The following is a 24,442-nucleotide window of genomic DNA, read 5'->3' as shown; positions in this document are numbered from 1 at the left end:
CGGTGGGCTGTCAGATGAGCTGTCCGTGCAGGTCAGGCAGCCTGCCCGGGCAGGGCGCTGCCCGCCTCTGCCCGGACCTTCTCGACCGCTTCCCACTCCTCGGTGCCGAGGTGGGCGAGCGCGGCCGGGAAGACGCCGTCCTGCTCCTTGAGGATGTGGTCGCGCAGCAGGGCCATCGCCGCGGTGAGGCGGTCCGGCCAGGTCGGGTCCGGGGGCGTGACGCCGTGGGCGGCCTCGGACAGCACCGACTCGATGCGGCGGTGCTCGGCCTCCAGGACGGCGATCTGCTCGGGGAACTCCCCGGCCATCGCGGGGAACAGGCCGTGCTCCTCGACCTGCGTGTGGGGGCCGAGCACGGTCGTGATCTGCCGGGCGATCCGGGCCATCCGGGCCACGTCACCGTCCTGGTGGGCGGGGCGGAGGTGGCTGATCAGGCGGACGACCTCGTCGTGCTCACGGGTCAGTTCGTCGATGGACGCCAGGGACTGGCAGCCGCAGTACTCACACACCGGTGTTCCTCCTTCGCCTCGTCATTCCGGCCGCGTTCTCACACCGTGGTGTGGGCGGTGCGGTGCCGCCGCCCCCGGCCGGTGCGCGGCGCTCGGCCGCTGCCCCGGACGGCGGAGCGGACCCCGGTGAGGGTGTACGCCAGTGCCGCGGCGGCCACGAGCGCGAGCAGGGCGAGACCGGCCGCGTACGTTCCGTACGCCCCGTACAGGGAGCCCATGACCAGCGGCGGCAGGAAGCCGCCCAGTCCGCCGGCGGCGCCGACCACGCCGGTGACGGAGCCGACCTGGCTCGCCGGGGTCAGCAGGGCCACCAGGGCGAAGACCGCCCCGCTGGCCGCGCCGAGCGCGGCGGCCATGGCCAGGAAGGCGATGGTGCCCACCGGCGCCAGGGGCGGGGTGAACGACTGCACCACCGCACCGACCACGACCACGGCGAGAGAGCCGGCCAGCACCCGGACCGGGCCCACCCGGTCCGACAGCCAGCCGCCCATCGGGCGCATCGCCACCGCGAGGAGCACGAACCCGGCCATCCGGTTCGCGGCGTCCGCCTGGGTCAGGCCGTAGCCGGTCTTGAGGTAGGTGGGCAGGTAGACGGAGAAGGCGACGTAGCCGCCGAACGCCACCGCGTAGAGCGCGGACGCCTGCCAGGTGATGCCCAGCCGGGCGGTGGCGGCAAGCCGGCGTCCCAGCGGCTCGGTCGGCACGGTACGGCCGGGGGCGTCGCGCAGCAGCAGCGCCGCGGCCACGGCGTACACGGCCAGCGTCGCGGCGGTGATCAGGAACGGAGTCGCCATGCTGTTCGCGTCGACCAGCTTCACCGTGGTCAGGGCACTGATCGCGGTGCCGCCCATGCCGGCGCCGAAGACGCCGATGGCGAGGCCGCGCCGCTCCGGCGGGAACCAGGCGTTGACGAACGGCACGCCGACGGCGAACGCGGTGCCGCCGATGCCGAGGAAGAACCCGCCGATCAGCAGTGCGGCCAGGGAGGAGTGCCCGGCCAGGCCGAGATAGAGCACCGGAACGATGGTGATCGCCGTCACGATGGGGAACATGACCCGGCCGCCGAACCGGTCGGTCAGCGCGCCCACCGGGATGCGTCCCAGGGAGCCGACCACGACGGGCACCGCGACCAGCAGCGACTGCTCGAACGACGACAGGTCGAGGCTGTCCTTGAACCGCGGGCCCAGCGGACTCAGCAGGGCCCACGCCCAGAAGTTCACGGCGAAACCGACCGTGGCCAGGGCCAGCATCAGCCACGCCCGGCCGGATACCGGAGCACCCGGGGGTGAGCCCTCACTCTTCGACCTCAACGGCTGGACCATGGTGTCCGCCCCTTTCCTGAGCGCGGCGGTACGACGCCACCGGGATCGCACGCCCCCGGCAGGCCCCGTGCCCGGCGGAAAGGCGTCCCACCACCACGATCCGCATCCGGGCCCTGCGACGGCATGGGCCATCAGTCCCTACCGGTGGGCAGACCGGCCCCCTCCTCCGTCCCCGGCGCTCCCCCTCTCCACCATCGGGTACCCCGATCACCCACGCGACCGCGGCCTGCGGCTCAGGTGGCGGGCAGGGCCGTGGCGAGCAGGACGACGCCGAGCGATCCGACGAGGGAGACGACCGCCAGGGCCCGCGCCAGGTCGGAGCGGCCCTTGGCGTGGGCGATGCCGTGTCCGGCCGCGGCGAGCATCACCACCACGAACAGGGCGAGCTTGGTCGCGAGCGTGCGGCCGTATCCGGGTTCGGCGAGGGAGGCCCAGGTGACGCCCCGGTGCCAGGCCATGGCCCAGCCGGTGGCCAGCTGCACGGGCAGGAACACCGCTCCGGTCAGCAGCCCGAACCGGCGGCCGGCCGCGGCGGTGAAGCGGTCCTTGGCCTCCGGGTCGAGGAGGTGGCGGGCCAGCGGCAGGACCACCAGGGAGAGGGCCAGTTGGCCGCCGACCCACAGGGCGGCGCCGGCCACGTGCGCGAACCGCACCAGGGACCACCAGCCGACGGTGTCCACTACTTGCTCACCTCCACCATGCCGTGTGCTCCCGCCTCGGCGCGCCGCATGTCGTGGTCGACGAACGCGTAGTGGCCGGCCTCGGGGAACGTCGTCTCGACGAACCCGCCCTGCGCCGTGGCCAGGTCCAGTACCTGTGCGCCGCCCGGGTCGCCGGGTTTCACCAGGTAGGCGCCCTCCTTGTACACGGTGTCGAAGACCGTCCCGACGACGTGGAAGGCGATGCCGTCGCTCGGACCGGCCGCGACCACCCAGAAGCGGGCCCGCTCGCCGGCCTTCACCTTCAGGGGCTGCTTGGAATACTGGTTCGCGACGCCGTTGAACACCCAGGCGTCCGGGGTGTTCTGCCGCATCTTCGCCACCTGGGCGGGGCTGCCGGGCGTGCCGAGGTAGAGCGCGGAGGAGACCAGTACGTATTCGCGGTCGGCCTTCGCCAGGCCGGGCGGGTCGATGACGACGGCGCCGTACATGCCGTTGCCCATGTGCTGGAGCATCGGTGCGGTACTGCAGTGGTACAGCCAGGCTCCGGCCTTCTCGGCGCGGAAGCGGTAGACGAGGCGCTCGCCGGACTGGATCGTGCGCATGGGCCGGTCGGGGGCGAGGGATCCGGCGTGGAAGTCGATGCCGTGGCCCATGCCCCGGTCGTCGTTGACGAGGGTGATCTCGAAGACGTCGCCGACCTGTCCGTGCAGGGTGGGGCCGGGTGCGGTGCCGCCGAAGGTCCACATCTGCTGTTTCACGCCCGGGGCCACCTCCACCGTCGTGTGTGCGGCGTGCAGCTCGACCTTGTGGACCGTCCCGCCGGCGGCGGGCGCGGGGGCCGGTTCGGCGTCGCGGGCCCGCCAGCCGGGGGAGAAGTCGGCGGAGAGGTCCAGTCCGGTGGTGCCGGCGGCAGCCGATGTGTGTCCCCCGTGACCGTCGTGTCCGCTGTTGCTGCCGGGCGCCGTGTCCTCGTTCACCACGATGTCCAGGGTCATTCCGGCGGCCCGGTGCCCGGGCAGGGTGCACCACGCCGCGCGGTTCCGGGTGACGGGTCCGAGGTCGAGTTCGCGGGTGTCGCCCCTGGCGAGCATCGGGGTGGCGGGGCCGTCCTCGACCTTGAGGTCGTGGCGCTGGGCGTCGGTGTTGGTGATCTTCAGCCGCAGTGCGGTGCCCTTGGGGACCTCGATCCGGGCGGGGCGGACGCGCATGTCGGCCAGGGTGACGGCGACCGTGCGGGAGGTGCCGGCGCCCGCGCCCGCCGTCCCGGCGGCACTCGTCCCGCCGCTCGTGTCCCCGCCGCTGTTCGCCACGAGCACGGCCAGCACGGTCACCACGGCGCCTGCGGCGGTGCCCCACAGGACGGGGCGACGGGACGTACCGGCGGCCTGGTCCGTGTCCTGGAGGAGACCCCTTCCGCTGCGGAGCAGCACGCGCACGACCAGCGCGAGGAACGCGGCCCCGCCCGCTCCGGCCGGCAGCAGGCCCGCCGCTGCGAAGGGTGCGGGCAGCGGCAGCGCGAGCAGGGCCACGCCGAGGTTGAGTACGACGAGCCGTGGCACCCAGCCCCGTTCGAGTACGGCCCGCAGCGCGGCCCGTTCCTGGGGACCGGTGGAGAGCACGATGGGCAGCAGGTAGGTGAGGGCCCCGATGAGGACCTGCGCGACGAGCCCGACGAGCAGGACCGGAACGAGGGACCCGACGTCGTCCGCGATCTCGGCGAGCGGCCGTACCGCCAGCAGCACCAGGTCCACGGCCACGCCGACGACCAGCCATCCCGCGGCGGCGGCCAGCATCCACGCGGCGGCGGCCGAGACCGCGGGCCGTCGGCGCACCGTCCGGGCGAACAGGTGCACCGCGATGGCGACGCCCGCCGCATAGCCGGCGACACCGGCCACGGCGGCGGGACGCCACCCGGCCGACAGTCCGGCGACGGCGGTCAGCAGGCCGCCCCCGGTCAGGACCAGCACCCGTCGCGCCAGCCGGGTGGTGTGCTCGGCCATGCGCACGCCCAGCACGGTGGGCCAGAGCATGAACAGCGTGCCCAGCACGGGCAGTCCGATCCAGCCGAGGAGGGTGACGTGGACGTGGGCCGGCTTCAGTCCGGTGTAGTGCCCGGGGCCGGCCTTGCCGGTGGCCAGCAGCCAGCCCAGCACGGCGCCGATGACCAGGGCCGCCGCCGCGGCCCGGTAGTAGTCGGCGATGGGGGCGAGCCGTCCGCCCAGCGCTCCCCGGCCCATCCGGACCATGACGACCAGGTGCGCGCCGATCGCGGTGATCAGCAGCGCGCAGCCGACGCCGGTCAGGATGCTCAGGTCGGCCCACACGCCGGTGAGAACGCCCACCACTCCGGCGTTGACACCGGCCAGCCGGGCGTTGCTCCAGCGCCGGTCGGGCAGCCGGGCGTGGAGCATGGCCACGGCGAAGTGCTCGGTCCACACCACGATGGCGGTGGTGGCGGCGCCCAGCAGGAAGAGGTGGATGGCCAGCCAGCGGGCCACCGGTATCTCCTGGGCAGCGGCCGCCAGCAGGGCGAGCAGGGCCCAGGCCGTGATCAGGAGGTGGGCGGCCAGGTGCCGGCTGCGCAGGCCGGACGCCTTGAACCTGTTGGGCGGGGGGCCACCGCCGGCGGCCGGGTCGTCGTTCTTGCGGTACATGGTGCTCCTTGCCGCCTGCGGCGGCGGTCGGTCAGGGGCGGGCGGGCGGCTCGGTGGCGGTGCCGCCGCCCAGCAGCGCGGCCAGTTCCCGCCGGTGGGGGAAGGAGCCGGGGACGTAACCGCACCACGGCTCCTCGGCGTACGGGTCGCCGGTGACGCCGTAGGCACGGGACCGCGAGCCGCCGCAGACCCGGCGGAACTCGCACGCACCGCACCGGCCGCCCAGCCGGTCGGGGTCCCGCAGACCGGTGAACAGCTCCGAGGTGCGGTAGATCTCCGTCAGCGGTGTCTCGCGCACGCTTCCGGCGCCCAGGGGCAGGAAGCCGCTCGGGTGCACGGTGCCGGTGTGCGAGACGAAGACGAAGCCGCGGCCGGCGTTGACGTCCAGGGGCGGGCGCCGCACCCGGCGCGCTCCGGCGTCCAGGCCCAGCTCGGCGGCGCGCTCGCGCAGCTCCCGGTACAGCCAGCCGAGTCCGAGCACCGCCACGTGGTCGTCGCCGGCGGCGGCGAGGATCTGGCGCTGTAGGGCGACGCGGCGGAAGTGGTGGGCCTCGGTGGTCTTGGCGGGCACGGTCAGGCCCATGTCGTGGACGAAGTTGAGGACGTCCTCCACCTCGCCCGGGGTCAGGGCGCCCAGGCTTCGGCCCCGGCCGGTGGGCACCAGGAAGAAGGCGCTCCACAGCATGGCCCCGTGCTCGGCGACCAGGCGGACGATGTCGGGGAGGTCGTGCAGGTTGTGCGGGGCGACCGTGGTGTTGATCTGCACTTTCATGCCGAGGGCGCGGGCGGTGCCCCAGGCGTCCAGGGTCCAGCGGAACACCCCCGGCACGCCGCGGAAGGTGTCGTGGATCTCGGCGGTGGAGCCGTCCAGGCTCAGCGAGAGCCCGACGGCGCCCGCCGCGTGCACCTCCCGCAGCCGCTCGGGGGTGAGTGTCGGGGTACCGGACGGGGACACCGCGATCCGGACCCCTGCCTCCCGGCCGTGGGCGATGAGTTCGGTCAGGTCGGGGCGCTGGAACGGGTCGCCGCCGGTGATCACGAACAGCGGGGCGGGCTGCCCGAAGGCGGCCACCTGGTGCAGCAGGTCCTTGGCGGCGGCGGTGTCCAGCTCACGCGGGTCGCGGTCGGGCACGGCCTCGGCGCGGCAGTGCAGGCAGGCCAGCGGGCAGGCCCGGGTGGACTCCCAGATGACGATGAACGGCCGTTCCCCGGCGTCGTGCCGCTGGCGTCGGATGGCGTGTGCGGAGGTGCTCATCGCACGTTCCTGCCGAGCACCCGGGTGCCGTGTCCGGCCGCCCTGGAGTCAGGGCAGACCAGGCGGGCGGCCGGACGGTGACCGGGCCGGATCGTGCGCGGCACCCACCGCGAACGACAGCGGTGGAATCGGCCTTGCGGGTGGTCGACGTGGTCGTGCACGGGATACCTCCGGATCGGTCACCGTCGGCATCCGCCGGCGGCGGTGGCCGGCGCGGCGGCCGATGGTCTTCTTCGACAGGGCCGACGGTCCCTTTTCGCGGCGGGTGCCGCAGGGCCGGCCGGGATCGTGTTCAGGAGCGGTTCGGGGAGCGCGGTGCCAGGGTGTCCGCGGTGGCCACCAGGGCGACGCCCAGGCCGGTCAGGGCCGCGCCCAGGCCGGTGACCAGGGTCGTGAGGTGCCATGCCTGGTAGGCGGACATCAGTGAGGCGCGCAGGGACTGGCCCATGAACGCGGTCTGGCGCAGCTTGGCGAGCTTCTCGTCGTCGCCGCCGGTGGCGTGCAGCTCGGCGGTGATCTCGGCGTAGGTGCGGCCGCCGGTGGCGAGGGCGACATTGCCGTTGATGAACTCGGCGTAGGCGTGCGCCTCGGGGCCGGTCTCCACGCTCCGGCCGGCGTAGGCGGCAAGGTCGGCGGGCAGGCCGTGCCGGGGGAAGGTGATCTTCTGGGCGGCCAGTTCGCTGCGGATCTCCTTCCTGCCGCTGCGGGCGCGGAACAGCATGACCGGTCCGGCGACCGCGAGGGCCGCACCGACCGTCCCGAGCAGGGGGCCGGCCCAACGGTGTGATCCGTCCATGACGTGTCTTCCTTCTTTCCTCAGGTGTGTGCGGGGCGGGTACGGCGATCAGCGGTGCCTGAGCCGCAGCCGCCAGCTCTCGGGGCCGCGTTCCAGGTACTCCACGGCGAACGCTCCCGGGCTGCGCTGTTCGATCTGCGCGAGCAGCGGCAGCGGGTCGTGCGGGGCGACCAGCACCATCGCCGTTCCCGCCGGCACGGCGTCCAGGGCGCCGAACACCGTGGCGTGGCGCAGGGCGTGCGGAACCTCCCTCACATCCAGTTCGGGCTCGGCCGTCTCCTCCGCGCCGCCGCAACCGCAGATTCCGCCGCAGCCGCCCGTCTCCTCGATCTGCCCGTCGTACATGTCCTGTCCTTCCTCGGTGTACTGGTCTTCCTGTGCGCTGCCGCTGCCCGTGCCGTGCGCGAGCCGGTGGTGCGCGTCCGCCAGCAGCGCCGCCAGGGAGACCTCGGGCGCCATGGCGAGCAGCGGCAGTACGAGGCCGTTCTCCTTGGCCACGTGCTCTTCGAAGAGCACCTGCAGGGCCCGGGCGTCCGCCGCCGCATCTGCCGGGCCGGGTGCGGCGCGCAGGGTGTCGACGAGCGTGGTGAGGCACCGGTGTTCGCCGATGAGGCCCTCGACGAGCAGGCGGGCCTCGGGCATGCGGTGGGCGGCGGGATAGAGCGCGGCCTCCTCGGCTGCGGCGTGCGGCAGCAGCGAGCGGTCGCAGAAGGCCACGAGCCCGGTGCGAATCCGCTCGGCGGCGCTCGGGTCGCGGTCCGCGGCGATGAGCAGCATCTTCACCCGGCCGGCCAGCTCCCCGGCCAGGTGGGCGTGGTGCGCCTCGGCGCCTTCGAGGGCCGCGGCGTCCTCGGGGTCCGAGGCGAGGGTGAGCACAGTCATGGCGGTCTCCAGCAGGTCGCGGTCGGCTCGGCCGTTCGATCGATGCCCAGCATGCGATACCGGCCACATCCGGCCACCGGGCCGACCGGGCCTCTTACCCAGGGCCGATGGGCCCTGCCGTGACCGGCCGGATGGGGTCGGAAGGTCCTCCTGCAGGGACCGCAGGCCCCGGGTGCTCCGGGATTCGGCCACCTAGCGTTTCGGCCATGGAGAACGAACAGAACGCACGGCGACGGAAGTCGCACACCGGTGAAGGCTGGCCGCTGGCCACCCGCCGGCTGCTCACGCGCAGCGAGGTGTCGGCCGACGGACGCGCGGTGTTCGGCACGGGCGATCCCCACTGGGAGGGCTTCTACCGGGACCGGTGGTCGCACGACAAGGTGGTGCGTTCCACGCACGGCGTGAACTGCACCGGTTCCTGCTCGTGGATGGTGTACGTCAAGGACGGCATCATCACCTGGGAGCACCAGGCCACCGACTACCCGTCGATCGGCACGGACTGCCCCGAGTACGAGCCGCGCGGCTGCCCCCGCGGTGCCTCGTTCTCCTGGTACACGTACTCGCCCAGCCGGGTCCGCTACCCGTACGTGCGCGGGGCGCTGCTGAAGCTGTGGCGCGAGGCCCGCAAGCGGCTCGGCGACCCGGTGGCGGCCTGGGCGGAGATCACCTCCGACCCGGCGAAGGCCCGCGCGTACAAGCGGGCCCGGGGCAAGGGCGGGCTGGTGCGCGCCGACTGGGACGAGGTGTCCGAGCTGATCGCCGCCGCCCAGGTGCACACGGTCAAGACGTACGGGCCCGACCGCGTCGCCGGCTTCTCCCCGATCCCGGCGATGTCGATGGCGTCCTTCGCGGCCGGTGCCCGCTACACGTCGCTGATCGGCGGCACGCTCCTCTCCTTCTACGACTGGTACGCCGACCTGCCGGTGGCCTCGCCGCAGGTCTTCGGCGACCAGACGGACGTGCCGGAGGCCGCCGACTGGTGGAACGCGGGCTACCTGATCATGTGGGGTTCCAACATCCCCGTGACCCGCACGCCCGACGCGCACTTCCTCACCGAGACCCGCTACAACGGCACGAAGATCGTCGCGGTCAGTCCCGACTACGCGGACAACGTCAAGCACGCCGACGAGTGGCTCGCCCCGCACCCGGGGACGGACGGCGCGCTGGCCATGGCCATGGGGCACGTGATCCTGCGCGAGTTCCTCGTCGACCGCGAGGTGCCGTATTTCCGGGACTACCTGCGCACGTTCACCGACGCCCCGTTCCTGGTGACCCTGCGCGAGCACGAGCGCGGTCTGGTCCCGGACGGCTTCCTCACGGCGGCCGACCTGGGCCAGGACGGGGAGCACGCCGAGTCCAAGACCGTCCTCGTCGACTCGGCCACCGGCGAACCGGTCGTGCCGAACGGCTCGCTCGGCTTCCGCTGGGCGCAGGAGAAGGGCGACTGGAACCTGGACCTCGGCGACGTCGTGCCCGAACTGAGCCTGCTGGAGCGGGCCGAGGAGACGGCCGAGGTCGCGCTGCCCCGCTTCGACGAGGGCGGCACGGAGGGCGGCTCGGTCATGGTGCGCGGGGTGCCCGTGCGGCGTGTCGGCGGACGGCTCGTCACCACCGTCTTCGACCTGATGCTGGCGCAGTACGGGGTGGAGCGGCCGGGTCTTCCGGGCAGCTGGCCGACGTCGTACGAGGACGCCTCCGAGCCCTACACCCCGGCCTGGCAGGAGACGATCACCTCCGTGCCGGCCGCGCAGGCGGCCCGTATCGCCCGGGAGTTCGCCCGCAACGCCGAGCGCACGAACGGCCGGTCCATGATCGCGCTGGGCGCCGGCACCAACCACTGGTTCCACTCCGACACCATCTACCGCGCCTTCCTCGCGCTGATCACCATGACCGGCTGCCAGGGCGTCAACGGCGGCGGCTGGGCGCACTACGTCGGCCAGGAGAAGGTCCGCCCGGTCACCGGCCAGCAGCACCTGTCGTTCGCCTTCGACTGGCAGCGGCCCACCCGGCACATGGCGGGCACCTCCTACTGGTACCTGAACTCCGACCAGTGGCGCTACGAGGCGTTCGGGCCCGAGGAGCTGGCCTCCCCGCTGGGGGAAGGGCGGTTCAAGGGCAAGGGCTTCGCGGACTGCCTGGCGCAGGCGGTGCGGCTGGGCTGGACGCCCGGCCACCCCGGCTTCAACCGCAACCCGCTCGACCTGGCGGACGAGGCGGCGCGGGCCGGCCGACCGGTCGCCGAGCACGTCGTCGACGAGCTGAAGTCCGGGCGGCTGCGGTTCGCCGTCGAGGATCCCGACGACCCGGCCAACTTCCCGCGCGTGCTGACCGTGTGGCGGGCCAACCTGCTGGGCTCCTCCGGCAAGGGCAACGAGTACTTCCTGCGCCACCTGCTGGGCACCGATGCGGCGGTCCGCTCCGAGGAGACCCCGCCCGAGGGCCGCCCGAAGGAGGTGGTGTGGCGGGAGGAGGCCCCCGAGGGCAAGCTCGACCTGTTGGTCTGCATGGACTTCCGGATGACGTCCACCGGCCTGATGGCCGACGTGGTCCTGCCGGCGGCGACCTGGTACGAGAAGGACGACCTGTCGAGCACGGACATGCACCCCTTCGTGCACGCCTTCACGCCGGCGATCGCCCCGCCCTGGCAGGCCCGCACCGACTACGACACGTTCCTGACGATCGCCGACCGGTTCAGCGAGCTGGCCGCCGAGCACCTCGGCACCCGTACCGACGTCCTCGCGGTGCCGCTGCTGCACGACACCCCGGACGAACTCGCCCAGCCGGGCGGTGTGGTGCGGGACTGGAAGGCCGGCGAGTGCGAGCCGGTTCCCGGGCGGACCATGCCGAAGCTGGTGGTCATCGAGCGGGACTACGCGGCGATCGCGCAGAAGATGCGCGCCGTCGGCCCGCTGCTCGACACGCTGGGCACGACCACCAAGGGCGTCACGGTCCACCCGGACCAGGAGATCGAAGACCTTCGGCACCGCAACGGCACCGTCCGGGACGGAGTCGCCGCCGGGCGGCCCTCGCTCGCCACCGCGAGCGACATGTGCGAGGCGATCCTCGCCCTGTCCGGCACCACCAACGGCCGCCTGGCCACCGAGGGCTTCCGGGAGCTGGAGCGGCAGACCGGCAGTGAGGGCCTGGTCGAACTCGCCGCCGAGCGCGAGGCGGACCGGATCACGTTCGCCGACACCCGCACCCAGCCCCGCTCGGTGATGACCTCGTACGAGTGGTCGGGTTCGGAGACCGGCGGGCGCCGCTACTCGCCGTTCGTCATCAACACCGAGCACAAGAAGCCCTGGCACACCCTCACCGGCCGGCAGCACTTCTTCGTCCAGCACGACTGGATGGCCGAACTGGGCGAGCAGCTCCCCGTGTACCGGCCGCCGTTGAACACCCCCAGGCACTACGGCGACGAGCACCTGCACGACAAGGACCGTGCGGAGGTCACCGTCCGCTACCTGACCCCGCACTCGAAGTGGTCCATCCACTCGAACTACCAGGACAACAAGTACATGCTCGACCTGTCCCGCGGCGGGCCGACGATCTGGATGTCCACCGCCGACGCCGACAGGATCGGGGTCAAGGACAACGAGTGGATCGAGGCGTACAACCGCAACGGTGTCGTCGCCGCCCGGGCCGTGGTCACCCACCGCATGCCCGAGGGCACGGTGTACATGTACCACGCCCAGGACCGCAACGTGAACGTGCCGAAGACCGAGGTCAGCGGCAAGCGCGGCGGCATCCACAACTCCCTGACCAGGCTGCTGCTCAAGCCGACCCATCTGGCGGGCGGGTACGCGCAGTTCACCTACGCCTTCAACTACTACGGACCGACCGGAAACCAGCGCGACGAGGTCACCGTCATCCGCCGTCGCTCGCAGGATGTGGAGTACTGACATGCCCCGTGGCGAAGCCACTATCGGACGCGTTCTGGCCCAAGTCGCGATGGTGATGAACCTCGACAAGTGCATCGGCTGCCACACCTGCTCGGTCACCTGCAAGCAGACGTGGACCAACCGCACCGGCGTCGAGTACGCCTGGTTCAACAACGTCGAGACCAAGCCCGGCGTCGGCTACCCGCGCCGCTACGAGGACCAGGAGCGCTGGAAGGGCGGCTGGATGCTCGACAAGCACGGGCGTCTGGTCCTGCGCTCCGGCGGGAGGACCAAGCGGCTCCTGTCCCTCTTCTCCAACCCCGACCTGCCGTCCATCGAGGACTACTACGAGCCGGTCACCTACGACTACGACAACCTCGTCAGCGCCCCCGCCGGGAACGACGTCCCGGTCGCCCGCCCCCGCTCCGTCCTCACCGGCGAGCCCACCGCCATCACCTGGGGCGCCAACTGGGAGGACGGCCTGGGCGGAGCACCCGAACACGCCGGCGGCGACCCCAACCTCAGCGGGGAATGGGCCCAGAAGGTGAAGTTCGAGTTCGAGCAGACCTTCCTCTTCCACCTCCCCCGCCTGTGCGAGCACTGCCTCAACCCGGCCTGCGTCTCCGCCTGCCCCTCCGGCGCGATGTACAAGCGGGTCGAGGACGGCATCGTCCTCGTCGACCAGGACCAGTGCCGGGGCTGGCGGATGTGCGTGACGGCATGCCCGTACAAGAAGGTGTACATCAACCACGCCACCGGCAAGGCCGAGAAGTGCACCTTCTGCTTCCCGCGCATCGAGGCCGGCCAGCCCACCGTCTGCTCCGAGACCTGCGTCGGCCGGCTGCGCTACCTCGGCCTGCTCCTGTACGACGCCGACCGCGTCGGCGAGGCCGCCGCCACCCCCGACGAGCGCGACCTGCTCGACGCCCAGCGGGGCGTCTTCCTCGACCCGAACGACCCCGAAGTCCGGGCGGCCGCACGGGAGTCGGGCATACCCGAGGACTGGCTGGACGCCGCCCGCCGCTCCCCCGTGTACGACCTCGTCATGCGCTACAAGGTGGCGCTGCCGCTGCACCCGGAGTACCGCACCCTGCCGATGGTCTGGTACGTCCCGCCCCTCTCCCCCGTCCTCGACGCCGTCGACGCGGCGGGCGGAAACCAGGACGACCCCGACCATGTCTTCGCCGCCGTCACCCGGCTGCGCATCCCGCTGGAGTACCTGGCGGAACTGTTCACCGCCGGGGACACGGACGTCGTCGGCGGGGTGCTGATGAAGCTCACCGCGCTCCGCTCGTACATGCGTGAACGCACCCTCGGCGAGACGGGCGACGAGGCCGCGCTGAAGGCCGTGGGACTGACTCCGCGCGAGGCGGAGGACCTGCACCGGCTGCTCGCCGTCGCGAAGTACGCCGACCGGTACGTCGTCCCCGCCGCCCACAAGGAGGACGCCGCCGCACTGACCGCCATCGAGAACCGCTGCCCGGTCGAGACGTCCGGCGACGACGGGCCCCGCAAGGTCATGCTCGGCATCCCCACCCTGCGCCGCAACCCCACCGCCGGAGGATGACCGTGAGCCCCCTGCCCGCAACGTTTCCCGCCCTCGTCCGCACCCGCGTCCGGGCCGCCGTACGCCGCCCGGCCCGGCTCACCGCCGAGGAGGCGGCGGGCCGGGCGCTGGTACTGCGGCTCGCGTCGCTGCTCCTGCAGTACCCCGACGCCGAACTGGCCTCAGCACGGGCGGAGTTGACCACCGCAGTGGAGTCCCTGCCGGCCACGCCCGCGGCGGAACACCTCGCCGGGTTCACCGACTGGTTCGCCGCACAGGATCCCGAGGCGCTGGAGCGGCACTACGTCGAGATGTTCGACCTGCGCCGCAAGAGCAGCCTCTACCTCACCTACTACCTGCACGGCGACACCCGCCGCCGGGGCATGGCCCTGCTCACCCTCAACCAGCGCTACCGGGCCGCCGGCTGGGACACCGGCGGCGGCGAACTGCCGGACCACCTCCCGGTCGTGCTGGAGTTCGCCGCCCTGGCCGGCCCCGGCCGCGGTGAGGCACCGCTGCGCCAGCACCGGCGGGGGCTGGAGTTGATCCACCGGGCGCTGGCCGACGCCGACTCGCCGTACCGGTACCTCCTGGCCGCGCTGCTCACCCTGCTGCCGCCGCCCACCGAGGAGGACCGCGCGGCGGTGGACCGGCTCGCCGCCGAGGGCCCGCCGAACGAGGAGGTCGGGCTCGACCCCTACGGGTCTTACGGGGAAGGGGAGTTCGCTCCTCCGGGCACTTTCGTGCCGCCGATGCCCGCTCCGCCGACCCGTGTTCCGCCCACTGCCACCAGCCGTACGGAAGGCCACCGATGAATGCCGTGTTCCCCCCGTCGGCCGCCGCTTCGGCGAGCGGCGCCCCGGCGAGCGGCGCCGACCTGCTCCTGTGGGTCGCCGTCCCCTACATCTGCCTCGCCGTGTTCGCCGTCGGACACGTCTGGCGCTACCGGCAGGACCAGTTCGGCTGGACCTCCCGCACCACCCAGCTCCTCGAACACCGCTGGCTGCGCTGGGGCAGCCCGCTGTTCCACCTGGGCGCCTTCATGGTGATCGCAGGCCACGTCGTGGGGCTCGCCGTTCCCGACGCGTGGACCGAGGCCGTCGGCATCTCCGAGCACGCCTACCACACCACGGCCGTCTGGGCGGGTTCGGTGGCGGGCGTCGCCATGGTCGCCGGGCTGGGCATGCTGTGCGCCCGCAGGCTGCTGACCCGCCGGATCCGCCTGGGCACCGACCGCAGCGACAAGCTCCTCTTCCCGCTGCTGTCCGCCACCGTCCTGCTGGGCATCACCGCCACCGCCGCCCACAACGTGTTCGGCCCCGGATACGACTACCGCGCAACCGTCTCCGTCTGGTTCCGCGGCCTGTTCGTCCTCCAGCCGCAGCCCGAGGCGATCGCCGGGGCGCCCCTGCTGTTCCAGCTGCACGCCCTGACCGCCTGCCTGCTCTTCGCCGCCTGGCCGTTCACCCGGCTGGTCCACGTGTGGAGCGCCCCGATCGGATACCTGGCCCGGCCGTACCTGGTCTACCGGCGGCGAGCCACACCGACGGCGGCCCCGACGGCAGGGGGCCGGACCGCGCCGGCCTCCGACGCCCGCCGGGCCGCGTGAAACGAACGAAAAACGACGGAAAGCAGACTGATCATGGACGATGTGCTGAAGGACTGGACAGCCGTCCTCAAGGCCGAACTGGGCATCGACTTCGCAGTCGACCGCACCCTCCTCCTCGCCCTCGCGGGCGATGCCGCTCACGGCGTCGCCCGGCCCGCCGCCCCGCTGACGACCTTCCTGGTCGGATACGCGGCGGGGCGGGCAGGGGGCAGTCCTGACGCGGTGGCGGACGCGGCCCGGCGCGCCGCGGAACTCGCCGTCCGGTGGGCTGACGAGGCCGACCGCGGCCCCGGCCCCGGGGCCGCATGACGGGCCTCCGGCGGTGCGTCGGGCCGCTCAGCCGGGTGGATGTTCTTGTTGTGGTGGAACGCGTTGTCGGGGTCGTACGTGGCCTTGGCCTCCGCGAGCCGCCGGTAGGTGCGCTCACCGTACGCCTCACGGACCCGGGTGGTGTCGTCGTCCGCGTCGAGGAAGTTGACGTAGACACCGCCGGCGGCGTGCGGTCGCAGGGCGCGGAGGAACCGGCGCGCCCACGCGGGCTCGGACACGGCCCGCTCGGCGGAGTCCCCGGGGAGCCACACGGCGTCGATGACGATGTGGTGGGCGACGCCGCGCTCTGCGTAGGCGGTGGCATCGCGGGGGACGCGGGCGACGGCGCCGCCCAGGTGGAACAGCGCCGTGTACGAAAGGGGCGAGCCCGAGTCGTAGGCGTGCTCGGCGATGACGGAGACGACCTCGTCGGAGAGGCCCGCGAGGTCGCTCGCCTTCCAGTAGTAGTGCCAGCCGTGCGGGACGGTGTCGTCGAGGGCGGCCTGGAAGCCGGCGTACGGACCGGGCGCGAGCAGGTCCACGAGCGGCGTGCCGAAACGGCGCAGGGCGCGTACCGCCCGCTCGCCGTCCCCGACGGCGCCCGCGTAGCAGCAGGCGACGGCGACGGCCGGCCGCCCGTGCAGCTCCTCGGGGATGGCCGGCAGCGGCGGAACCGTGCCGAACCTGATGACGGTGCCGAGCTCGTCGGGTGCTTCGGCGGTGAAGTCCCGGTAGAAGCGCAGCAGGTCCGCGGTGTCGTCCGCCGCCCAGAAGACCGGTCCGGCCAGCACGGTCGGGCCGACCGGGTGCAGGGCGAACCGGAACGAGGTGACGGCCCCGAAGTTGCCGCCGCCGCCCCGCAGCGCCCAGAACAGGTCGGGGTGTTCGTCGGCGGACGCCCGGACGGTGCTGCCGTCGGCGGTGACCACCTCGGCGGCCAGCAGGTTGTCGACGGCGAGCCCGTACCGGCGCATCAGGAAGCCGAGGCCACCGCCCAGGGTGAGCCCGCCGACACCGGTGTGGCTCACGATGCCGCCCGTGGTGGCCAGGCCGTGGGCCTGTGTCCCGCGGTCGACGTCGCCCCAGAGCGCACCGCCCTGCACCCGGGCGGTGCGGCCGCCGGGGTCGACCCGTACCGCGCGCATCGCCGAGAGGTCGACGACGATCCCGTCGTCGCACACCGCGGTTCCGGCCACGTTGTGGCCCCCGCCCCGGACCGCGATCTCCAGGTCGTGCCGACGGGCGAAGCGCACCGCGGCGGCCACGTCCGCGGTCCCTCCGCATCGGGCGATCACCCGCGGGCGCCGGTCGACGGCGCCGTTCCACACGGCCCGGGCGGTCTCGTAACGATCGTGGCCAGGGGTTGTCAGCAGGCCCTCGAAGCCGTCGATCTCCATGACGGTCACCTCCTCGCCCCTCCCCTCTCCACCGCCCATCGCAGCACCGTGAACACCGGCCGTGAAGTCAGGAATCTGGACTTCCCGCCCCGGAACGGACGCGCGACACTGGCAGCGTGCGGACCTACGGCCAGTACTGCCCCATCGCACGCGGCGCCGAGATCTTCGCCGAGCGCTGGACGCCTGTGATCATCCGCAACCTGCACCTGGGCTGCGGAAGCTTCGGCGAGATCCTGGAGGGCGCGCCCGGGCTCTCCCGGACCCTGCTCTCGCAGCGGCTGCGGCAGCTCGAACGGCTCGGCGTCGTCGAGTCGGCGCCCAAGCCCGGCGGACGCGGCCGCCACTACGCGCTCACGCCCGCGGGCCACGACCTCTTCAAGGTCTGCGTATCGCTCGGCGAGTGGGGTGCCGCCTGGCTCGACATCGCACCCGAGCACCTCGACCCCTATGTGGCCCTCTGGTCGATGTGCAACGCGCTCCGCCTGGACCGGCTGCCGCATCGACGCGTCGTGATCCGTTTCGACTTCACGGGCCGCCCGCACCGCGAGCGGTACTGGCTGCTGATCGAGCACGGCGACACCGAGATCTGCAAGACGTACCCCGGCATCGACGAGGACCTCTTCGTCACGGCGGAAGCCGAGGCCTTCGTGAAATGGCACGCCGGGCAGCAGACCTGGGCCGAAGCCGTCCGGGAGAGCCGCATCCGGCTCCTCGGTCCCTCGTGGCTCGTACGTGCCTTCCCCACCTGGAACGCCCGCAGCGCCTTCGCCCACATCAAACCGGTCTCCCGGACCGCGGCACGCCCGGCGGCATGACACGGTCCACCGGTTCGGACGGCCCCGGACCCTGCGCGCCGGCCACGGACGCAGCCGCCGGCCGATGGCCTTTCCCGACCTGCACGGGCCCTGATCGTGCCGCCCGCGGGGCCTTCGGCTGCGACGCCGCACGCCCCGGTCGTGGCTGCCCGATGCCGACGGCCCGCAGAGGTTAGAAAATGGACTATGAGCAACTATCGGGGAGGCCTCCGGCGCTGGCTGCTCCGCTCGGCCACGAGCCCTGCCGCTCCTGCTCGGCGTACCCGCTCGGAACGCCGCCGGGAGCGGGAGCTCCGGGAGCAGGAGCTCCGGGAGCACACGCCGCCCGCGAAGGGAGAGGCGGGGCGGCCGCAGCGCCTGTCCTCCCTCCTGAGCGCGCGCAGCGTGGCCGGCGAGGTCTTCCTGCTCCAGCTGGCCGTCGTGGTCCTGCTCGTCGTCGCCGCGGTCGCGGCGCTGGTGGTGCAGGCCCGCAGCGCCGCCATGCTGGACGCCCAGCACCGTACGCTCGCCGCCGCGGGAACGTTCGCGGAGTCTCCGGGGATCGAAGCCGCCCTGCGCAGCGCCCATCCCAGCGCGGTGCTGCAGCCGAGCGCCGAGGCGGCCCGGAAGATCGCCGGGGTCGACGGCATCAACGTGTACACGCTCGACGGGGTCACCCTCACCCACAGTGACCCGCGGCAGGTCGGGAAGCGCGTCGTCGGCCCCTTCTCCAAGGCGGTGGCCGGCACGTCCTTCACCGAGACGTTCGAAGGGTCGCTGGGGCAGTCCGTGGTCTCGGTGGTGCCCGTGAAGGACGCCGACGGCCGCGTCATCGCCATCGTCTCCTCCCCGGTCACGGTCCAGAACGTCCAGAACATGGTGAACAGCCAGCTGCCGGTCGTCCTCGGCAGCGCCGGCGCGGTGCTCGCCCTGTCGGCGGGCGGCACCGCCCTGGTGAGCCGCCGGCTGCTGCGCCGGACCCACGGCCTGGGACCGGCCGAGATGACGAGGATGTACGAGCACCACGACGCGGTGCTGCACGCGGTCCGGGAGGGCGTGCTGATCGTCGGCGCCGGCGGACGGCTGCTGCTGGCCAACGACGAGGCGCGCCGGCTGCTGGACCTGCCGGCGGACGCGGAGGGGCTCCCCGTCGCGGAGCTGGGTCTGGAGGAGGGGATCGCCGAGCGGATCGCATCGGGCCGCTCCGCGACCGACGAGGTGCACATGGCGGCCGATCGGCTCCTGGCGGTGAACATCCGGCCCACCGCCCCCTACGGGTCGGCCGGGACCGTCGTCACGCTGCGCGACACCACGGAGCTGCGGGCGCTGTCGGGCAGGGCCGAGGTGGCCCGCGAGCGGCTGAAGCTGCTCTACGACGCGGGGGTGCGGGTGGGGACGACGCTGGACGTGGAGCGCACCGCGGAGGAGCTGGCGCAGGTGGCGGTCCCGCGGTTCGCCGACGTGGTCACGGTCGACCTGCTGGACCCGGTGCTGCGCGGCGAGGAGCCGCCCGAGGTGAACACCGAGATGCGCCGCACCGCCGCCGTCGGCCTCCAGGGCGACCACCCGCTGTACCCCGTCGGCGAACTGATCCGGTTCGTTCCGGCCAGCCCCATGGCCGCCGGGCTGGCCGGCGGGCACGGGGTCCTGGAGGCGGACCTGCGCACCGCCCGGCGCTGGCGGACCCAGGACCCGGCCAACGCCGCGCAGATCCTGGACCACGGCATCCACTCCATGATCGCCGTTCCCCTGCGGGCCCGGGGCGTCGTGCTGGGGATGGCCGGGTACTGGCGGGGGCAGGACTCCCCGGCGTTCGACGAGGAGGACGTGTCCTTCGCCGAGGAGCTGACCGCGCGGGCGGCACTGTCCGTCGACAATGCCCGCCGCTACACCCGCGAGCACACCGTGGCCGACACCCTGCAGCGCAGTCTGCTGCCCCGGGGCGTGCCGGAGCAGTCCGCCGTCGAGGTCGCGCACCGCTACCTGGCCGCCCAGGCCGGTGTGGGCGGTGACTGGTTCGATGTCATCCCGCTGCCCGGCGCCCGGGTGGCGCTGGTGGTCGGCGACGTCGTCGGCCACGGTCTGCACGCCGCCGCCACCATGGGCCGCCTGCGTACCGCCGTGTACAACTTCTCCACCCTCGACCTGCCTCCGGACGAGCTGGTGAGCCACCTGGACGAGCTGGTCGCCCACATCGACACCGACGAGCAGGAGTGGCAGGGGATCACCGGAGCCACCTGCCTGTACGCCGTCTACGATCCCGTCTCGGGGCGGGTGACGGCGGCCACCGCCGGCCACCCGGGCCCTGCTCTGGTCCGCCCCGACGGCACCGTGTCCTTCCCCGAGGTGCCGGTCTCCCCGCCGCTGGGCCTGGGCGCGGGTCTGCCCAGGGAGACCACGCAGCTGCCCCTGCCCGAGGGCTCCCTGCTGGTGCTCTTCACGGACGGGCTGATCGAGAGCCGCGACCGCGATCCGGACGCGGGTCTGGCGGCGCTGAGGGCCGCCCTGACCGGGCCCGCCCGCACTCCGGAGGAAGTCTGCACCGCGGTGATCGACTCGGTGCTGCCCGCCGGCCCCAGCGACGACATCGCGCTGCTGGTGGCCCGCACCCGCCGGCTGGACCCGGCGCGGATCGCCGAGTGGGAGGTGCCCCGCGATCCTGCGGCGGTGTCCCGCGTGCGCAACGCGTGCGCCCGCCGGCTGGAGGACTGGGGCCTCGGGGACATCGCGTTCACCACGGAGCTCATCCTCAGCGAACTGATCACCAACGCCATCCGCTACGGTTCCGAGCCCATCCGCGTGCGGCTGCTGCACGACCGCAGCCTGATCTGCGAGGTCTCCGACGGGTCCAGCACCTCCCCGCACCTGCGCCGGGCCGAGGCCACCGACGAGGGCGGCCGCGGACTGTTCCTCGTGGCGCAGTTCGCCCAGCGCTGGGGCACCCGCTACACCGCCCGAGGCAAGATCATTTGGAGTGAGCAGGCCCTCCACGAGGGGGCCGCACCGCCTGTGCCGGTCCCGGGCGAGGACCTCCTGGCCGGGTGGGACGACGAGGCGCTCTGAACGTACGCTGGTCTCGACCGGTACGCGACCGCCCGCCATGGAGCCTTCGTGCCCGCACCTCGTCTCCGGACAGCTGCCGTCGCCGTCTGCCTGGCCTTCGCGGCGGCGCCCCTCGGCGCCTGCGGAGGCAAGCCCGCCTCCGCGCCCAGAGCACCCGCGGTGGCCACCTCCGCCGCGGACGCCGGCGGCATGGCGGCACTGACCGCAGCGGCGAAGAAGGAGGGCTCGCTCAACACGATCGCGCTCCCGGGCGACTGGGCCAACTACGGCGCGCTGATCGACGGCTTCGAGAAGAAGTACGGGATCAAGGTCGCGGTGGAGAACCCGGAGGGCACCAGCCAGGACGAGATCAACGCCGTGAAGGAGCACCGGCGCGACGGCAGCGCCCCCGACGTGATCGACGTGGGGAGCTCGTTCGCCCGGTCCGCGGCCCAGCAGGGCCTGCTCGCCCCGTACGAGGTCGCGGCGTGGGACAGCATTCCGAAGGAGCAGAAGGACCCGCGCGCCCGCTGGTACAACAACTACGGCGGCTACGTCTCGATCGGCTGTGACGCCAAGCGCGTCAAGACCTGCCCCGCGACCTTCGCCGATCTGCGCAAGCCCGAGTACAAGGGCAAGGTCGCGCTCAACGGCAACCCGACCAGGTCCGGCTCCGCCTTCGCCGGCGTGTATGCGGCGGCCCTGGCGAACGGGGGCTCCTTCGACGACATCCAGCCCGGCATCGACTTCTTCGCCGAGCTCAGCAAGAGCGGCAACTTCATCCCGGTCGAATCCACCCCGTCCACGATCGAGAAGGGCCAGACGCCGATCAGCATCGACTGGGACTTCCTCAACCTCGGATACGCCGACCAATTCCGCAGGAAGGGCGCGGACGTCGACTGGCGGACCGCGATCCCCTTCGACGGCAGCTTCGCCGAGTACTACGCCCACGGGGTGAACAAGGACGCCCCGCACCCCGCGGCGGCACGCCTGTGGCAGGAGTACGTCTTCAGCCCGGAGGGCCAGAACATCCGGCTCGGCGCCTACGCACGCCCCGTGCTCATGGACGCCATGAAGCAGGACGGCACCCTCGACAAGGCCGCCGCGGAGAATCTGCCGACGGTCGAGGGCACGCCGACGTTTCCGACGGAGGCGCAGCGGGAGAAGGCGAGGGAGACCGTCAACCGCAACTGGGCCGAGGCCGTCCCGGGCTGAGGAGGACCGCCGGGCCCCGGACCGGGGCGGCTCCGGCCGGCCGTGCGCCCGCCGTCGGGGTCAGCCGCTGCCGGGGGTCCGCAGGGCGAGGATCGCCAGGTCGTCGCGGCCGTCGCTGGGATGGCGGTCGGCCAGAGTCCGGACGAAGTCCTCCAGCGGCAACGCCGCGTGAGCGGTGGCGAGTTCGGCGAGCGCGTCCAGGCATTCGTCAACCGGCCGGGCGCGGTGCTCGATCAGTCCGTCGGTGAAGAACACCATCGTGGCCCCCGCGGGCACGGAGCAGAAGTGGTCCGGGCGGTGCTGTTCGGTGCTCACCCCGAGCGGCACACCGGGCTCCGCCCTCAGGTACTCCGCATGCCCGTCGGAGGTCATCAGCAGCGGGGGAAGATGGCCCGCGGTGCTCCAGTGCATCGTCCAGCCCGGACCCTCGTACTGGATGCGGGCCAGGCAGGCAGTGGTGACGGGGTTGTCGGTGGTGGCCTCCAGGGTCCGGTCCAGTTTCGCGAGGATCCCGCTGGGCGGGGTGCGGAGGTCGTAGAGCAGGGCGCGCAGCATGCTGCGCGTCTGGGCCATGGCGGCCGCCGCCCGCAGGTCGTGGCCGACGACGTCGCCGATGACGGCGACGCAGACACCGTCGGGCAGCATGATGGCGTCGTACCAGTCCCCGCCGATGTGGTCGGGCTCGGAGGCCGGCCGGTAGATGGCGGCGGAGGCGAAGGGGTGCAGATCGGGCAGGGTCGGCAGGAGGAGGCGTTGGAAGCGTTCGGCGCCGGCGCGGATCTGCCCGAACAGGCGGGCGTTCTCGATCGCGATGCCGACCATTCCGGCCAGTGCGACGACGATCTCCTCGTCGGCACGGTCGAAGGGCCGTCCGTCGTACCGCTCGGACAGGTAGAGGTCGCCGTAGATCGTGCCGCGGACCCTGACAGCCGCCCCGAGGAGGGTCCGCATGTGCGGGTGGCCGGGCGGGAAGCCCACCGAGGAGGGGTGGGAGGGGATGTCCTCGACCCGCATGGGTTCGGGGTGGCGGATGAGGTGTCCCAGCACACCGCGGCCGCGCGGGAAGTCGATCCCGGCCAGGTCCGCCCGCTCCGACTCGGACAACCCGGCGGTGATGAACTGGTCGAGGTGCTCACCGGATTCGTGGAGCACGCCCAGCGCTCCGTAGCGGGCGCCCACCAGGCCCATGGCCGTGGTGACGATACGGTGCAGCACCTCGGGAAGTTCCAGCTCCTGCGTGATGGCCAGCACCGCGTCCAGCAGGCCCTGCAGCTGGTCCTTGGATCTGGCCGACTGCCGCAGCTGCTCGTCGATCCGCTCCAGCTCGGCTTCCAGGCGGTGGTTCAGCCCGCGGCCGCGCCGCGGCCGGGGGTGCTTGGACTGCTCCTCCATCACCGCCGCCCGGCAGCCCGTGCCCGCGGCGGCGCCACCGGAGCCGCCCGGCGGCCGCGGCGGATCCGGTCCTGGGACGATCTCCGCGAGCGGTGCACCCGGCCCCCTGACACGAACCGCCATCGACAGGGCCACAGCGTCACACAGCCGTCCGCTCCACCCGTCCATTGCTCCGCGCGCGGCATGTCGCACCCGAGTGCGCTGCCGGCGGCCACCGGATCCGGACCCCCCGGACCGCACGGCAGCGGCGCCGGGACCGGTCCCCGGCCCACCCGGCCGTCGGAACGTCCTGGCGGCCGGCCGTCAGGACGTTCCGACGGCCAGGATGTGCGCGGAGGCATCCGTGAACACGCCCTGTTCGTCCGCCAGCCGGGCCGTGGCCACCGCGTCCGGGACCAGTGCCTGCGCGACGTCCTGGCCCCCGCACCGGCCGGCCGCGACGACGTAGGCCCACCCGGGGCCTTCGATGCCGTGGAGCCGGACCTCCCGCAGGCCGGCCTCGGCGGCCTCCCGGGCGAGCTCGGCCGCGGTGTGGAAGTGGGCCACCGTGAAGCCCCGGCTGCCGTCGTACGAGCCCGTCCGCACCACCTCGGCGACCTCCCCCGCCAGGAGGTCCGGGGTGAGGCCGGCGCTCACGGTGTAGTCCTGCATCAGGGAGTACCGGGAGATCCCGGCGGCCGCCACCACACCGCCCGGCACCGCGACGCGGCGGGCCTCGGCGAGCGCCCTGAGCCGGTCGGCACGGTCCGCCAGGTGGTACAGCGGCCCCAGGAGGAGGACCGCGTCGAAGCTGCGGGACGGGAGGGCCAGCCGGCGCGCGTCGCCGAGCTCGGCCGAACACCCCGGCGCATGCACGCGGGCCTGGGCGAGGTGCTTCGGAACCGGGTCCACGAGCAGCACCTCGTAGCCGTCCTCGACGAGCCACCGGGCGTGCGTCCCCGGCCCGCCGCCGACGTCCAGGACCCGCGCCGGCGGCGGGGGGAGGTGGCGCCCGAGCAGTTCCCGGGTCCGCTGGAGCTCAAGGCGGCCGGTCGCGGTGGCATGGAGGCGGGACGCCTCGTCGTACTCTGCGTAGAAGTCTGCGATCCGTGCGTCGATGGTCGTCATGCACGGCGACGGTAGGAGCCTCCGCGACGGCTTGTCATGCGGATATCGGGCCCTCGCGCCACAGCCGCTC

At 73.1% G+C, this 24,442-nt stretch carries 16 protein-coding genes and 2 pseudogenes; 8 read left to right on the top strand and 10 right to left on the bottom strand.

Annotation, left to right across the window (positions count from 1 at the left end):
* Positions 1-32: 32 nt before the first annotated feature.
* The 7 genes from ACIQUT_RS03845 to ACIQUT_RS03815 form a co-directional block, all read right to left on the bottom strand.
* Positions 33-509, bottom strand: a complete 477-nt coding sequence (locus tag ACIQUT_RS03845; protein ID WP_403558833.1) for a hemerythrin domain-containing protein — start codon at positions 507-509, stop codon at positions 33-35.
* A 38-nt stretch (positions 510-547) separates the two neighbouring features.
* On the bottom strand, positions 548-1,759 hold the full coding sequence (locus ACIQUT_RS03840) for an MFS transporter (RefSeq protein ID WP_403559329.1): 1,212 nt from the start codon (positions 1,757-1,759) through the stop codon (positions 548-550).
* Positions 1,760-2,064: 305 nt separating this feature from the next.
* Positions 2,065-2,511: a hypothetical protein gene (locus tag ACIQUT_RS03835; RefSeq protein WP_403558831.1), complete on the bottom strand. Its 447-nt coding sequence runs from the start codon at positions 2,509-2,511 to the stop codon at positions 2,065-2,067.
* A complete protein-coding gene (locus ACIQUT_RS03830; protein ID WP_403558829.1) occupies positions 2,511-5,147 on the bottom strand; it encodes a multicopper oxidase domain-containing protein in 2,637 nt (878 codons plus the stop codon). Before ACIQUT_RS03830 ends, ACIQUT_RS03835 begins: the two co-directional genes overlap by 1 nt.
* 31 nt (positions 5,148-5,178) lie before the next feature.
* On the bottom strand, positions 5,179-6,402 hold the full coding sequence (locus tag ACIQUT_RS03825) for a TIGR04053 family radical SAM/SPASM domain-containing protein (RefSeq protein WP_403558827.1): 1,224 nt from the start codon (positions 6,400-6,402) through the stop codon (positions 5,179-5,181).
* Positions 6,403-6,694: 292 nt separating this feature from the next.
* The gene (locus tag ACIQUT_RS03820; protein ID WP_403558825.1) at positions 6,695-7,198 is read right to left on the bottom strand and encodes a hypothetical protein; all 504 of its coding nucleotides are present in this window, start codon (positions 7,196-7,198) and stop codon (positions 6,695-6,697) included.
* Between the two features lie 48 nt (positions 7,199-7,246).
* A complete protein-coding gene (locus ACIQUT_RS03815) occupies positions 7,247-8,080 on the bottom strand; it encodes a DUF2249 domain-containing protein (RefSeq protein ID WP_403558823.1) in 834 nt (277 codons plus the stop codon).
* A 206-nt stretch (positions 8,081-8,286) separates the two neighbouring features.
* Here ACIQUT_RS03815 and ACIQUT_RS03810 point away from each other — a divergent pair, with 206 nt between their 5' ends.
* From ACIQUT_RS03810 to ACIQUT_RS03790, 5 genes and pseudogenes are all read left to right on the top strand, one after another.
* The gene (locus ACIQUT_RS03810) at positions 8,287-11,982 is read left to right on the top strand and encodes a nitrate reductase subunit alpha (protein WP_403558821.1); all 3,696 of its coding nucleotides are present in this window, start codon (positions 8,287-8,289) and stop codon (positions 11,980-11,982) included.
* A gap of 1 nt (position 11,983) precedes the next feature.
* Complete coding sequence (gene narH / locus ACIQUT_RS03805; RefSeq protein ID WP_403558819.1) at positions 11,984-13,528, top strand: nitrate reductase subunit beta; 1,545 nt, start codon at positions 11,984-11,986, stop codon at positions 13,526-13,528.
* 2 nt (positions 13,529-13,530) lie between these two features.
* Positions 13,531-14,322, top strand: a complete 792-nt coding sequence (narJ, locus tag ACIQUT_RS03800) for a nitrate reductase molybdenum cofactor assembly chaperone (RefSeq protein WP_403559326.1) — start codon at positions 13,531-13,533, stop codon at positions 14,320-14,322.
* A complete protein-coding gene (gene narI, locus ACIQUT_RS03795) occupies positions 14,319-15,116 on the top strand; it encodes a respiratory nitrate reductase subunit gamma (protein WP_403558817.1) in 798 nt (265 codons plus the stop codon). Before narJ ends, narI begins: the two co-directional genes overlap by 4 nt.
* A gap of 42 nt (positions 15,117-15,158) precedes the next feature.
* Positions 15,159-15,425, top strand: a pseudogene (locus tag ACIQUT_RS03790) (DUF6457 domain-containing protein); the annotation flags it as partial.
* A gap of 50 nt (positions 15,426-15,475) precedes the next feature.
* On the opposite strand, the pseudogene ACIQUT_RS03785 reads toward ACIQUT_RS03790, so the two are convergent.
* Positions 15,476-16,822: pseudogene (locus ACIQUT_RS03785) on the bottom strand (FAD-binding oxidoreductase); the annotation flags it as partial.
* 116 nt (positions 16,823-16,938) lie between these two features.
* Between ACIQUT_RS03785 and ACIQUT_RS03780 the strand changes: the two are divergent.
* The 3 genes from ACIQUT_RS03780 to ACIQUT_RS03770 all read left to right on the top strand — a co-directional run bounded on the left by ACIQUT_RS03780 (position 16,939) and on the right by ACIQUT_RS03770 (position 21,873).
* Complete coding sequence (locus ACIQUT_RS03780) at positions 16,939-17,637, top strand: winged helix-turn-helix transcriptional regulator (RefSeq protein ID WP_403558815.1); 699 nt, start codon at positions 16,939-16,941, stop codon at positions 17,635-17,637.
* 186 nt (positions 17,638-17,823) lie between these two features.
* Positions 17,824-20,679, top strand: coding sequence for a SpoIIE family protein phosphatase (locus tag ACIQUT_RS03775; protein ID WP_403558813.1), 2,856 nt, complete (start codon positions 17,824-17,826; stop codon positions 20,677-20,679).
* Between the two features lie 48 nt (positions 20,680-20,727).
* Positions 20,728-21,873, top strand: a complete 1,146-nt coding sequence (locus ACIQUT_RS03770; RefSeq protein WP_403558811.1) for an extracellular solute-binding protein — start codon at positions 20,728-20,730, stop codon at positions 21,871-21,873.
* Positions 21,874-21,933: 60 nt separating this feature from the next.
* On the opposite strand, the gene ACIQUT_RS03765 is transcribed toward ACIQUT_RS03770, so the two are convergent.
* Positions 21,934-23,265, bottom strand: coding sequence for a PP2C family protein-serine/threonine phosphatase (locus ACIQUT_RS03765; protein ID WP_403558809.1), 1,332 nt, complete (start codon positions 23,263-23,265; stop codon positions 21,934-21,936).
* A gap of 303 nt (positions 23,266-23,568) precedes the next feature.
* A complete protein-coding gene (locus ACIQUT_RS03760) occupies positions 23,569-24,372 on the bottom strand; it encodes a class I SAM-dependent methyltransferase (protein ID WP_403558807.1) in 804 nt (267 codons plus the stop codon).
* Between the last annotated feature and the right edge of the window lie 70 nt (positions 24,373-24,442).

This window comes from Streptomyces sp. NPDC090445, assembly GCF_044769385.1.
Lineage (GTDB): Bacteria > Actinomycetota > Actinomycetes > Streptomycetales > Streptomycetaceae > Streptomyces.
The sequence above is the reverse complement of the archived record's forward strand: the minus strand, read 5'-3'. Positions and strand labels throughout refer to the sequence as shown.